The sequence below is a fragment of the Aestuariimicrobium sp. Y1814 genome, assembly GCF_050113895.1.
GTDB lineage: Bacteria > Actinomycetota > Actinomycetes > Propionibacteriales > Propionibacteriaceae > Aestuariimicrobium.
This window is the reverse complement of record NZ_JBNJRW010000009.1, coordinates 53,019-66,012: the sequence shown is the minus strand read 5'-3', so window position 1 is coordinate 66,012 and position 12,994 is coordinate 53,019. Positions and strand designations below refer to the sequence as shown.

Genomic DNA, 12,994 nt, shown 5'->3' with positions numbered 1-12,994 from the left:
ACGCGCCGCAGACGGCGGCAGCGGCTGCAGACGCCGCGTCCAGGGGCATGTACGAGTGCTGCCCGGGCTCCTCCACGTGTGTGAGGTCACCCCTGCGACATTGCGAAGCGGCGCTTTACAATCAGGAACCCCAAGAAGGCTGTGAGCAGATTGAGTTTTGCCTGAGAAAGCTCAGCCGGTTTACAGTAGAGCGTCGTCGGTCATCCGACAACCCAACCAAAGTGCAGTGTTGGGCCGCGATAAACGCCACTGTAGGGGGACACATGTCCAAGATCCGCAACACCGTCGTCGCCCTGGCCGCCGCTGTGGCGCTGGGCGCCGGGACGACCGTGGTGACCGCACCGCTGGCCAGTGCCAGCGCCTGCACGGGCACCGCGAACGTGTATTGCTCGATGGAGTGGGCCGGCAAGATCGGTTCCGAGGCCCTGCAGGGCGCCTCGAACAACGACGTCACTGCCCTCCAGAACGCGATCCAGCAGTTGCAGCTGGGCATCAAGATCACCGGCACCTTCGACGACCAGACCCTCGCCTACGTGCTCGAGTACCAGAAGCAGCGCGGACTGACCCAGTCCGGCGAGGCCGACACCGCCACCGTGACCGCCCTGCGCAACGGCGCCGGCCCGATCGCGATGACCAACCCGTCGATGGGTGGCAAGGTGCCCCTGAAGACGGTGGACCGCGACATCGCCAAGCCACTGCCGACCCCCACCCCGACGCCGACCGCCACTCCCACGCCGGTCCAGAGCGCTGCCGCGAAGGCCGTCGCCTACGCCTACGCCCAGATCGGCAAGCCCTACGTCTACGGTGCGACCGGCCCGAACTCCTTCGACTGCTCCGGCCTGACCGGTGCTGCCTGGAAGAGCGCCGGCGTCAGCGTCCCGCGCACCAGCTACGCCCAGCTGTCGGGCCTGAAGTCGGTCTCGAAGTCGGCCCTGCAGCCTGGTGACATCATCGGTTTCTACTCCGGTGGCCACGTGGGCATCTACGTGGGCAACGGCGAGGTCATCCACGCTTCCCGCCCCGGCGTCCCGATCAAGAAGGTCCCGATGTCGCAGATGCCGTACTACAAGGCAGTGCGCCCCGCGGCCTGATCGGCCCCGAGCACACGTCAACGGTGGCGAGCCTCCCCATGCCGGGGACGGTTCGCCACCGTTTGGCATTCCCCGTCCAAGGCGGACGACGCGTCTGCGGCGTCCCACGGCCTGGTGCTGCGTGACCAGACGGTGTGCGGCGTGACCAGACGGTGTGCTGCGTGACCAGACGGTGTGCGGCGTGACCAGGTTCGTCCGTTTGCAGCCCCTACCGCCGTCTGCGGCGTGAACCTGCGTCTGCACGTCGTACAGCCCCGCAGACTCAGGGACGGCCTGCAGACGGCAATTCGGGCTGCAGACGTGGGGACGGGTTGCAGACGCCCACCCACATGCCGGCGATTTGGTGCGTCGGGGCCGGTCAGGTAGTCTTCTCGGGTACCAAAGACCGCCGGTGGAGTGATCCCCAAGGTCCGACCCGCAAGGTTCGGACGCCTGCGTAGGTGAAACCGAGGAAGTCCATCGTGCCTGGCAACAGGTTCATGGCCCAGCCCCGCGCTTGCCTGCGCCGGGGCTTTTTTCATGTCACGCCGGGCCCACGGGCCCCGCCACCTGGTCGACGGAACACCATCCAGAGAAGTGGGAAGGAGACCCAATGGCGAGGCCTGACAAGGTGGCCGCGGTCGCAGAGCTGAAGGAGAAGTTCACCAGCTCGCAGGCCGTTGTGCTCACTGAGTATCGCGGACTCTCGGTGGCTCAGCTGAAGGACCTTCGTCGGTCCCTCGGTGCAGATGCCACCTACGCCGTTGCGAAGAACACCCTGACCAAGCTTGCGGCCAAGGACGCTGACATCGAGGGGCTCGACGAGCACCTCGTCGGCCCCACGGCCCTGACCTTCATCAGCGGGGACATTGCCTCCGTGGCGAAGGGTCTGCGTGATTTCGCAAAGGACAATCCGCTTCTGGTGATCAAGGGTGGCGTCATGGACGGTCGTGTCCTCGACGCCGATGAGGTCAAGAAGTTGGCCAACCTCGAGTCCCGTGAGGTCCTCCTCGCGAAGCTCGCCGGTGCCATGCAGGCCAACCTGCAGCGCGCCGTGTTCCTGCTTGCCGCTCCGCTCAACCAGGCTGCTCGTGCCCTGGGTGCGCTGGAGACCGCCGCGCAGGCAGACCCGTCGGTCATCGGTGGGGCCGGTTCGGCTCCCGCTGCTGACCAGGCCCAGGAGCAGGGCAGCGCTGATGAAGCCGCTGCCGACACCGCCGCTGCTGCGGCATCCACTGAAGATGCCGCCCCCGCGGCCGCAACCGAGTAAGGAAGGACGCCAACCATGGCTAAGCTCACCAACGAAGAGCTGCTCGACGCTTTCAAGGAAATGACCCTCATCGAGCTCAGCGAGTTCGTCAAGCAGTTCGAGGACGCCTTCGGTGTCTCCGCTGCTGCCCCCGTCGCCGTTGCCGCTGCCGGTGCCCCGGCCGCTGCTGCCGGCGGTGGCGATGACGCTGCTGCTGACGCTGGTTCGGACGAGGTTGACGTCATCCTCGAGTCGGCCGGCGACAAGAAGATCCAGGTCATCAAGGAGGTCCGCGCCCTGACCAGCCTCGGCCTGAAGGAAGCCAAGGACCTCGTCGAGTCGGCCCCCAAGGCCATCCTCGAGAAGGCCAAGAAGGAAGACGCCGAGAAGGCCAAGGAGGCCCTCGAGGCCGCCGGCGCCACCGTCTCCTTCAAGTGACACCAGGGGGCTGCCGGGCACTCGTCCGGCGTTGACCCCACCGCTCGAGGGCGGTCCATCCACCGTGATGGGCCGCCCTCGAGGCATGTCCGGGCCCGCGTGTCGAGTGGCATCCCGGACGAGGATGCGACACACTGGACGGCCCCCGATTTGCGTGGTGCGGCAATCTTGACGTACTGTGAACTCTTGCCCTATCGCAACTTGCGCCCCGCGTTTGGACGCGGGCCGTCCTGCATGCACACTTCTGCGTGTTGAGTTCTTGGAAGGAACGCACCTTGGCCGCCTCGCGCACTGCGTCGAAGAACACCAACGTCATCTCCACCAGCGGACGAATCTCCTTCGCGAAGATCGCCGAACCCCTCGAAGTACCGGATCTCCTGGAGATCCAGACCGCCTCATTCGACTGGCTGATCGGCAATGAGGTCTGGCAGGCCACCGTCGATGCCGCCCTGGCCGAGGGTCGCACCGATGTCAATCCCAAGTCGGGGCTGGAGGAGATCTTCGAGGAGATCTCCCCGATCACCGACCTCGCCGAGACCATGTCGCTGTCCCTGCGCGACCACCGGTTCGAGGAGCCCAAGCACACCATCGAGGAGTGCAAGGACAAGGACGTCACCTACTCGGCGCCGCTGTTCGTGACCGCTGAGTTCATGAGCGACATCGACGGCGTCATCAAGTCCCAGACCGTCTTCATCGGTGACTTCCCGCTGATGACCCCCGAGGGCACCTTCATCATCAACGGCACCGAGCGCGTGGTCGTCTCGCAGCTGGTTCGTTCGCCGGGTGTCTACTTCGAGCAGACCCCGGACAAGACCTCCGACAAGGACCTGTTCACCGCGAAGATCATCCCCTCCCGCGGCGCCTGGCTCGAGTTCGAGGTCGACAAGCGTGACCTGGTCGGCGTGCGCCTCGACCGCAAGCGCAAGCAGAACGTCACCGTGCTGCTGCAGGCCCTGGGCTGGAGCCGCGACCGGATCATCGAAGAGTTCGGCCAGTACGAGTCGATGCGCCAGACCCTCGAGAAGGACCACATCCAGACCCAGGACGAGGCCCTGCTCGACATCTACCGCAAGCTTCGTCCGGGTGAGCCCCCGGCACGTGACGCCGCGCAGACCCTGTTGAACAACTACTACTTCAACGAGAAGCGCTACGACTTGGCCAAGGTCGGGCGCTACAAGGTCAACAAGAAGCTCGGCCTGGAGCTGCCCTTCGACCAGCAGGTGCTGACCGAGGAGGACGTGGTCGCCGCGATCCACTACGTCTGCGCCCTGCACGAGGGCCGCGAGACCCTGGACAACGGGGTCATCGTCGAGGCCGACGACATCGACCACTTCGGCAACCGTCGCCTGCGAACGGTCGGCGAGCTGATCCAGAACCAGCTGCGCACCGGCCTGGGCCGCATGGAGCGCGTCGTGCGTGACCGGATGACCACCCAGGACATCGAGGCGATCGCCCCGCAGACCCTGATCAACATCCGCCCGGTGACCGCTGCGCTGAAGGAATTCTTCGGCACCTCGCAACTGTCGCAGTTCATGGACCAGAACAACCCGCTGGCCGGGCTGACCCACAAGCGTCGCCTCTCGGCGCTGGGCCCCGGTGGTCTCTCGCGTGACCGCGCCGGCATGGAGGTCCGTGACGTCCACCCGTCGCACTACGGCCGCATGTGCCCCATCGAGACCCCTGAAGGCCCCAACATCGGCCTGATCGGCTCGCTGGCCTCCTTCGCGCGGGTCAACGCCTTCGGGTTCATCGAGACGCCCTACCGCAAGGTCGTCAACGGTGTGGTGACCGACCAGATCGACTACCTCACCGCTGACGAAGAGGACCGCTACGTCATCGCCCAGGCCAACGCGGCCGTTGACATCGAGGGCAACCTCATCGAGGAACGCGTCCTGGTGCGCATCAAGCACGGCGACGCCGACGAGGTGCCGGCCGACGAGGTCGAGTACATGGACGTGTCCCCGCGCCAGATGGTGTCGGTGGCCACCGCCCTGATCCCGTTCCTCGAGCACGACGACGCCTCCCGTGCCCTCATGGGTGCCAACATGCAGCGACAGGCTGTCCCGCTCCTGCGCAGCGAGGCCCCGATGGTCGGCACCGGCATGGAGTACCGCGCCGCGACCGACGTCGGTGACGTCACCCTGGCCGCCAAGCCGGGCGAGGTCGTCTCGGTCTCGGCCGACCTCATCGAGGTGGCCAACAACGACGGCACCAACTCGGTCTACCGGATGCGCAAGTTCGAGCGTTCGAACGCCGGCACCTGCATCAACCAGCGCCCGCTGGTCACCCCCGGCCAGAAGGTCGAGGCCCGCACCCCGCTGGCCGACGGCCCCTGCACCGACGGTGGCGAGATGGCCCTGGGTCGCAACCTGCTGGTGGCGTTCATGCCCTGGGAGGGCCACAACTACGAGGACGCGATCATCCTGTCGCAGCGCCTGGTGCAGGACGACATCCTCACCTCGATCCACATCGAGGAGCACGAGGTTGATGCCCGAGACACCAAGCTGGGCCCCGAGGAGATCACCCGCGACATCCCCAACGTCAACGAGGACATGCTCGCTGACCTGGACGAGCGCGGCATCGTCCGCATCGGTGCCGAGGTCGGCGCCGGCGACATCCTGGTCGGCAAGGTCACCCCGAAGGGCGAGACCGAGCTGACCCCCGAGGAGCGTCTGCTGCGTGCCATCTTCGGTGAGAAGGCCCGCGAGGTGCGCGACACCTCGATGAAGGTGCCCCACGGCGAGACCGGCACCGTCATCGGTGTGCGGGTCTTCGACCGCGAAGAGGGTGACGAGCTGGCCCCCGGTGTGAACCAGATGGTCCGCGTCTACGTCGCCCAGAAGCGCAAGATCTCCGACGGCGACAAGCTCGCCGGGCGCCACGGCAACAAGGGCGTCATCTCGAAGATCCTGCCTGTCGAGGACATGCCCTTCCTGGAGGACGGCACCCCCGTCGACATCGTCCTGAACCCGCTGGGTGTTCCTTCGCGAATGAACATCGGGCAGGTGCTCGAGAACCACCTGGGCTGGATCGCCAAGACCGGGTGGGACCTCACCGAGGCCGAGGGGGAGTGGGCCGACCGCATGCGCGAAGTGGGCCTGAGCCACGTCGAGGGCAACTCGCGACTGGCCACCCCCGTCTTCGACGGTGCCTCCGAGGACGAGATCGCCGGTCTGCTCGAGAACAGCCTGCCGACCCGCGACGGCAACCGCCTGGTCGACCGTGACGGCAAGGCCCGCCTGTTCGACGGCCGTTCCGGTGAGCCCTACCCCGAGCGCATCGGCGTCGGCTACATGTACATGCTGAAGCTGCACCACCTGGTCGACGACAAGATCCATGCCCGTTCGACCGGCCCGTACTCGATGATCACCCAGCAGCCGCTCGGCGGCAAGGCGCAGTTCGGTGGCCAGCGATTCGGTGAGATGGAGGTGTGGGCGCTGGAGGCCTACGGTGCCGCCTGGGCGCTCCAGGAGCTGCTGACCATCAAGTCCGACGACGTCCCCGGACGCGTCAAGGTCTACGAAGCCATCGTCAAGGGCGAGAACATCCCCGAGCCCGGCATCCCTGAGTCGTTCAAGGTGCTGGTCAAGGAGATGAAGTCCCTCTGCCTGAACGTCGAGGTCCTCTCCAGTGACGGCACCGTCGTGGAGTTGCGAGACTCCGAGGACGATTTCCGTTCGGCCGAGGACTTCGGCATCGACCTGTCACGGCGCCCGGGAAGTGATTCCTTCGCTGGTGTCGACGAAGTCTGAGGACCCTCAGACCTGACCCTCAGACGATCGTCATTCCGGGGTGCGGGCGACCACCCACCCGCACCCCACCATCACCTGCAGCAACAGGGGAAAGAGAAGCAACGTGCTTGACGTGAACTTCTACGATGAACTCCGCATCAGCCTGGCCACGGCTGACGAAATCCGTGAGTGGAGCCACGGCGAGGTCAAGAAGCCCGAGACCATCAACTACCGCACGCTCAAGCCCGAGCGCGACGGCCTCTTCTGCGAGAAGATCTTCGGTCCCACCCGTGACTGGGAGTGCGCCTGCGGCAAGTACAAGCGGGTCCGCTTCAAGGGCATCATCTGCGAGCGCTGCGGCGTCGAGGTGACCCGTTCGAACGTGCGTCGTGACCGGATGGGCCACATCGAGCTGGCCGCGCCCGTCACCCACATCTGGTACTTCAAGGGTGTCCCCAGCCGACTGGGCTACCTGCTCGACATCGCCCCGAAGGACCTGGAGAAGGTCATCTACTTCGCGGCGTACATGATCACCGCTGTCGACGTCGAGGCCCGCCACCGTGACCTGTCCTCGCTCGAGGCCAAGGTCATCACCGAGAAGGGCCAGCTCGAGAAGCGCCGTGACGCCGACGTCAACGCCCGCATGGCCAAGCTGGAAGAGGACCTCGCCCAGCTGGAGTCCGAGGGTGCCAAGGCAGACATCAAGAAGCGGGTGCGCGACGGCGCCGAGAAGGAGGCCAAGCAGATCCGCGACCGCGCCCAGCGCGACCTGGATCGGCTTGAGGCCGTCTGGACCCGCTTCAAGGGCCTGAAGGTCCAGGACTTCGAGGGCGATGAGATCCTCTACCGCGAGATGAAGTCGCGCTTCGGCAAGTACTTCGAGGGCTCGATGGGCGCCGAGGCGATCAAGAACCGCCTGGCCAGCTTCGACCTGCAGGCCGAGGCCGAGAACCTCAAGAACACCATCCAGACCGGCAAGGGCCAGCGCAAGACCCGTGCGCTGAAGCGCCTCAAGGTGGTCTCGGCGTTCCTGGACGGCCGCAACTCGCCCATGGGCATGGTCCTCGACGCCGTGCCGGTCATCCCGCCGGACCTTCGTCCGATGGTGCAGCTCGACGGTGGTCGCTTCGCGACCTCCGACCTGAACGACCTGTACCGCCGCGTGATCAACCGCAACAACCGCCTCAAGCGACTGCTCGACCTCGGTGCGCCCGAGATCATCGTCAACAACGAGAAGCGCATGCTGCAGGAAGCGGTTGACTCGCTGTTCGACAACGGACGACGCGGTCGTCCGGTGACCGGGCCGGGCAACCGCCCGCTGAAGTCGATCTCGGACATGCTGAAGGGCAAGCAGGGCCGTTTCCGCCAGAACCTGCTGGGCAAGCGCGTCGACTACTCGGGCCGTTCGGTCATCGTGGTCGGCCCGCAGCTGAAGCTGCACCAGTGCGGCCTGCCCAAGACCATGGCCCTGGAGCTGTTCAAGCCGTTCGTCATGAAGCGACTCGACGACCTGAACCACGCCCAGAACATCAAGTCGGCCAAGCGCATGGTCGAGCGCCAGTACCCGGTGGTGTGGGACGTCCTCGACGAGGTCATCCGCGAGCACCCCGTGCTGCTGAACCGTGCACCCACCCTGCACCGCCTCGGCATCCAGGCGTTCGAGCCGCAGCTCATCGAGGGCAAGGCGATCCAGCTGCACCCGCTGGTCTGCACCGCCTTCAACGCCGACTTCGACGGCGACCAGATGGCAGTCCACCTGCCGCTGTCGGCCGAGGCCCAGGCCGAGGCACGCATCCTGATGCTGTCGACCAACAACATCCTCAAGCCGGCTGACGGCCGCCCGGTCGCGCTGCCGAGCCACGAGATGATCATCGGCATGTACTTCCTCACCCAGAACCTGGACGCGCTCAAGGGTGAGGGCCGCGTGTTCAGCTCGGTCGCCGAGGCGATCATGGCCCAGGATGCCGGCGAGCTCGACATCCGCGCCAAGGTGCGCATCCGCGTCGAGAACTACGTGCCCGGTCCCGGCTCCGAGGTGGCTGTGCGCCCCGACGGTTCGGCCGTGCTCGAGACCACCTTGGGCAAGGTGCTGTTCAACGAGGCGCTGCCGGCGAGCTACCCATTCGTCGAGCGCCACGTGGGCAAGAAGCAGATCGGCCAGATCGTCAACACCCTGGCCGACACCTACTCGATGTCGGTGGTGACCGAGACCCTGGACAAGCTCAAGGACCTCGGCTTCCGCTGGGGCACCCGTTCGGGTGTGACCGTCTCCATCGGTGACGTGCAGACCCCGCCGACCAAGCCCGAGGTGCTGGCCGGCTACGAGGCCAAGGCGTCCAAGATCGACAAGCTCTACGAGCGTGGTGCGGTCACCGAGGACGAGCGTCGTCAGGAGCTCATCCAGATCTGGACCGATGCCACCGCCGAGCTGACCCAGGCGATGGAGAAGAACTTCACCGAGACCAACCCGATCTACATGATGGTCCACTCGGGTGCCCGAGGGAACATGACGCAGATGCGTCAGATCGCGGCCATGCGAGGCCTGGTGGCCAACCCGAAGGGTGAGATCATCGCCCGGCCGATCAAGTCCAACTTCCGTGAGGGCCTGTCGGTGCTGGAGTACTTCATCTCCACCCACGGTGGCCGCAAGGGTCAGGCCGACACCGCACTGCGGACGGCCGACTCGGGTTACCTGACCCGTCGACTCGTCGACGTCAGCCAGGACGTGATCATCCGCGAGGAGGATTGCGGTACCGAGCGCGGACTGCCCAAGCCCGTCGCCGAGGTTGACGAGGCCGGCACCCTGGTGCTGCACCCCAACGTCGAGACCGCCATCCACGCGCGGACGCTGGCCAGCGATGCCACCGACGCCGAGGGCAATGTGGTGGTCGCTGCCGGCACCGACATGGGTGACGTCGAGATCCAGCAGCTGGTCGCCGCCGGCATCAGCCAGGTCCGGGTGCGTTCGGTGCTCACCTGTGACGCCGCCACCGGCACCTGCGCGAAGTGCTACGGCCGTTCGCTGGCCTCGGGCAAGCTCGTCGACGTGGGCGAGGCCGTCGGTATCGTGGCCGCCCAGTCGATCGGTGAGCCCGGTACCCAGCTGACGATGCGTACCTTCCACACCGGTGGTGTGGCCGGCGACGACATCACCCAGGGTCTTCCCCGTGTCATCGAGCTCTTCGAGGCCCGTACCCCCAAGGGCAAGGCCCCGATCACCGATGCCGAGGGCACCCTGGAGATCGTCGAGGAGAACGGCCGCCGCACCCTGGTGCTGCACCGTTCCGACGGCGGCGAGGACATCTCGTACCCGATGCCGCGCCGCGCGCGTCTCGAGTTCGACGACGTCAAGGGCAACCCGGTCGTGATCGAGGACGGCATGCGGGTCAGTGCCGGGCAGCAGCTCAGCGCCGGTACCCTCGACCCGCAGGACGTCCTGCGCGTCAGCGGTCTGCGCAAGGTGCAGGAGCTGCTGGTGGACGAGGTCCAGAAGGTGTACGCCACCCAGGGTGCGCCGATCCACGACAAGCACCTGGAGATCATCATCCGCCAGATGCTGCGTCGCATCACCGTCATCGACTCGGGCGAGACCCAGCTGATGCCCGGTGACCTGGTCGACCGCCAGACCTTCGAGGCTGCCAACCGCAAGGCCACTTCGGAAGGCGCTCGTCCGGCTGAGGGTCGTCCGGTGCTGATGGGCATCACCAAGGCCTCCCTGGCCACCGAGTCGTGGCTGTCGGCCGCCTCGTTCCAGGAGACCACCAAGGTGCTCACCGACGCCGCCATCCACGGCAAGTCGGACTCGCTGCGCGGGCTGAAGGAGAACGTCATCCTCGGCAAGCTCATCCCGGCCGGTACCGGCCTGGAGCGCTACCGCAACATTCGCGTGGAGCCCACGGCCGATGCCAAGGCGACCGCCTACACCATGACCTACGACCCGTTCGACTACGACTTCGGGTCCGGTTCCGGTGCGGCGGTGCCGCTGGACGACCTGGACTTCGGCGACACCATGCGCTGATCGTCCACCCCTGACCGGACCGACCTGCATTCTGTGCCACTGCGCACGGGATGCAGGTCGGTTCGTCGTTGGGGGACGTGTGGCTCGTCCGCTGGGGCCGGCCAACCTGCACTTCTTGCACGTGGGCAACGAATGCACCTGCTGGGCCCCTGACGGGATGCATTCCTTGCACACACGCAATGACTGCACCTCAGGCGACCTCGGCCAGCCAGGCGGCGCCAAGGTTGGACACCCGCCCGCGCCACCCACCGGCACGCAGCGCTGCCCCCACCCTGAGCACCAGGCTCGTCGGGTCACGCAGGGCGGCCGCGGTGACGCGGATGACGGTCCATCCCAGTCGCTCCAGTTGCTCGTAGCGGCGGATGTCTGATTCCCATTGGTCAGCATTGGTGAGGTGCTGCTGCCCCTCGTACTCGAGGACGACCCGGTACTGCGGCCACGCGAAATCCACTCGTCCGATGAACCTGCCCACCGGGTCGAGCACCCGGAACTGGACCTGCGGGGCAGGCAGCCCGGCGGTGTGCACCATCATCCGGGTCCTCGACTCCCGCACCGACCCCGAGTCCGGCACACTCAGCTGCCAGCCCAGTGGTCGACGCGCCGCCAGGGCAGCGTGGTCGTCCGGGCCCAATCGGTTCGTCCGGCGCAACTGGTCGATCGTGACCACCTCATCGGTCAGCCTCAACTGCGCGTCCTCGAGGGCATCGGTCACCGTGGCGATGCCATCGGACGAGCGGCGATCCACCGGGACCGTCACGATCCCGGTGCGACTGACGCGCCGCGAGGTGGCCAGCCAGACGGGGGAGTCCGAGCCAAGAGTCGCGCCGCGCACCCGCAGGGCGGTGACCCCGGTGACCGTGGCGCCCGGGACGGCCACCAGTGCGGCGGCCACCAGCACGGGCAGGGTGGGGGCGAGGTCCGCGTCGACGTAGACGCCGTGGAACAGCCGCCGGAACTTCGGCCCGTGGAGTTGGCCGCGGGTGATGCCTGCCAGTGCGGCAGTCGTGGGAGTCAGGATGCGCATGTCGGCCATGGTGCCTCGCGAAATGGTCGGTTCACGGGTTATCCACAGGTGCTTGGATGGACTGGTGTGCTGTCCACAGCAGCGGACGACGGGCCCGAAAGCTGCACTCTTCGCACGTGGGCAACGAATGCACCTCGTCGGAGCGCGACGGGCTGTATTCCTTGCGCTGGTGCAAAGAATGCAGGCTTGGCGTCCGTGGGGCGGGCGCCAGCGGCCGCGGGGCAGGGGGGTGACGCTGGTGAGGGGCCAGCGGGCGTCGGGCAGGCTCGTCCGGCGCTGTCATGCCCCCGCACGGCACCGTTTTGCTCCTACAGGGGTCGGCGACTATCCTTGTGGGGTGTGCTCGGAGTTGCCCGAGCATCTGTGCGTGCCCTGGCTAAGATCTGAGCCCCCAGTTGCAGGGGAAGGCTCGGTCAAGGCGGAAGAGTTCGCACTGCGTTCACTGCTTCGCGAGCTGACGGGTAACGGTGGCTCTCGCTCGCAGTCGTGGATGCACAGCCAGGGAATCAACCTCAGAGGTTCCAACCTCGGAAACGAAAGAGATACCAGCCGGTGCCTACAATCCAGCAGTTGGTCCGCAAGGGCCGCACTGAAAAGGTCAGCAAGTCCAATGCTGCCGCGCTGAAGGGCTCGCCCCAGCGCCGCGGCGTGTGCACTCGTGTGTACACCACGACCCCCAAGAAGCCGAACTCCGCGCTGCGCAAGGTTGCCCGCGTGCGCCTGTCGTCCGGTGTCGAGGTCACTGCCTACATCCCCGGTGTCGGGCACAACCTGCAGGAGCACTCGATGGTGCTCGTGCGTGGCGGTCGTGTGCGTGACCTTCCCGGCGTCCGTTACAAGATCATCCGCGGCGCCCTCGACACCCAGGGTGTCAAGGGACGCAAGCAGGCTCGCAGCCGCTACGGCGCGAAGAAGGAGAAGTAATGCCTCGCAAGGGTCCGGCGCCGAAGCGCCCGGTCATGGTCGACCCCGTCTACGGGTCGCCCCTGGTCTCCCAGCTCGTCAGCAAGATCCTGATGGACGGCAAGAAGACCGTCGCCCAGGACATCGTCTACACCGCCCTCGAGGGCACCCGCGCCAAGACCGGTGTTGACCCGGTCCAGACGCTGAAGAAGGCGCTCGACAACATCAAGCCTTCGCTCGAGGTGAAGTCCCGCCGCGTCGGTGGCGCCACCTACCAGGTGCCGATCGAGGTGAAGCCCGCCCGCGCGACCACCCTGTCGATGCGCTGGCTCGTCTCCTTCAGCCGCGCCCGTCGCGAGAAGACCATGGCCGAGCGCCTGATGAACGAGATCCTGGACGCCTCCAACGGTCTGGGGGCATCGGTCAAGCGCCGCGAGGACACCCACAAGATGGCCGAGGCCAACCGCGCCTTCGCCCACTACCGCTGGTGATCGGCTGCCCCCTCACTCCTGGGCCCCGCACGGGGACCCACGCGGGCGAGGGGGCATTTCGCTGTCACGG

General features: G+C 66.6%; 8 protein-coding genes. 7 read left to right on the top strand and 1 reads right to left on the bottom strand.

What is annotated here, in order from left to right; genetic code table 11:
* The first annotated feature begins 263 nt into the window (after positions 1 to 263).
* The 5 genes from ACQE3C_RS11245 to ACQE3C_RS11225 all read left to right on the top strand — a co-directional run bounded on the left by ACQE3C_RS11245 (position 264) and on the right by ACQE3C_RS11225 (position 10,506).
* Positions 264 to 1,091 (top strand): C40 family peptidase, encoded by an 828-nt coding sequence (locus ACQE3C_RS11245; protein WP_434539276.1) that lies wholly within the window; start codon positions 264 to 266, stop codon positions 1,089 to 1,091.
* Between the two features lie 592 nt (positions 1,092 to 1,683).
* Positions 1,684 to 2,340 (top strand): 50S ribosomal protein L10, encoded by a 657-nt coding sequence (gene rplJ, locus ACQE3C_RS11240; RefSeq protein ID WP_434539275.1) that lies wholly within the window; start codon positions 1,684 to 1,686, stop codon positions 2,338 to 2,340.
* 15 nt (positions 2,341 to 2,355) lie between these two features.
* Positions 2,356 to 2,757, top strand: a complete 402-nt coding sequence (rplL, locus tag ACQE3C_RS11235; protein ID WP_434539274.1) for a 50S ribosomal protein L7/L12 — start codon at positions 2,356 to 2,358, stop codon at positions 2,755 to 2,757.
* Positions 2,758 to 3,032: 275 nt separating this feature from the next.
* Positions 3,033 to 6,509: a DNA-directed RNA polymerase subunit beta gene (gene rpoB / locus ACQE3C_RS11230; RefSeq protein ID WP_434539329.1), complete on the top strand. Its 3,477-nt coding sequence runs from the start codon at positions 3,033 to 3,035 to the stop codon at positions 6,507 to 6,509.
* A gap of 103 nt (positions 6,510 to 6,612) precedes the next feature.
* Positions 6,613 to 10,506 carry a DNA-directed RNA polymerase subunit beta' gene (locus ACQE3C_RS11225; protein ID WP_434539273.1) on the top strand — a complete coding sequence of 1,298 codons (3,894 nt, stop codon included), beginning with the start codon at positions 6,613 to 6,615 and terminating at the stop codon, positions 10,504 to 10,506.
* A 190-nt stretch (positions 10,507 to 10,696) separates the two neighbouring features.
* Here the strand turns inward: ACQE3C_RS11225 and ACQE3C_RS11220 are convergent, their stop codons facing one another.
* Positions 10,697 to 11,530: an endonuclease domain-containing protein gene (locus tag ACQE3C_RS11220; protein ID WP_434539272.1), complete on the bottom strand. Its 834-nt coding sequence runs from the start codon at positions 11,528 to 11,530 to the stop codon at positions 10,697 to 10,699.
* Positions 11,531 to 12,082: 552 nt separating this feature from the next.
* On the opposite strand from ACQE3C_RS11220, the gene rpsL reads away from it, so the two are divergent.
* Both rpsL and rpsG read left to right on the top strand, forming a co-directional pair.
* Positions 12,083 to 12,454, top strand: a complete 372-nt coding sequence (gene rpsL / locus ACQE3C_RS11215) for a 30S ribosomal protein S12 (RefSeq protein ID WP_434539271.1) — start codon at positions 12,083 to 12,085, stop codon at positions 12,452 to 12,454.
* Complete coding sequence (gene rpsG, locus ACQE3C_RS11210) at positions 12,454 to 12,924, top strand: 30S ribosomal protein S7 (protein ID WP_434539270.1); 471 nt, start codon at positions 12,454 to 12,456, stop codon at positions 12,922 to 12,924. Before rpsL ends, rpsG begins: the two co-directional genes overlap by 1 nt.
* Positions 12,925 to 12,994 lie beyond the last annotated feature (70 nt).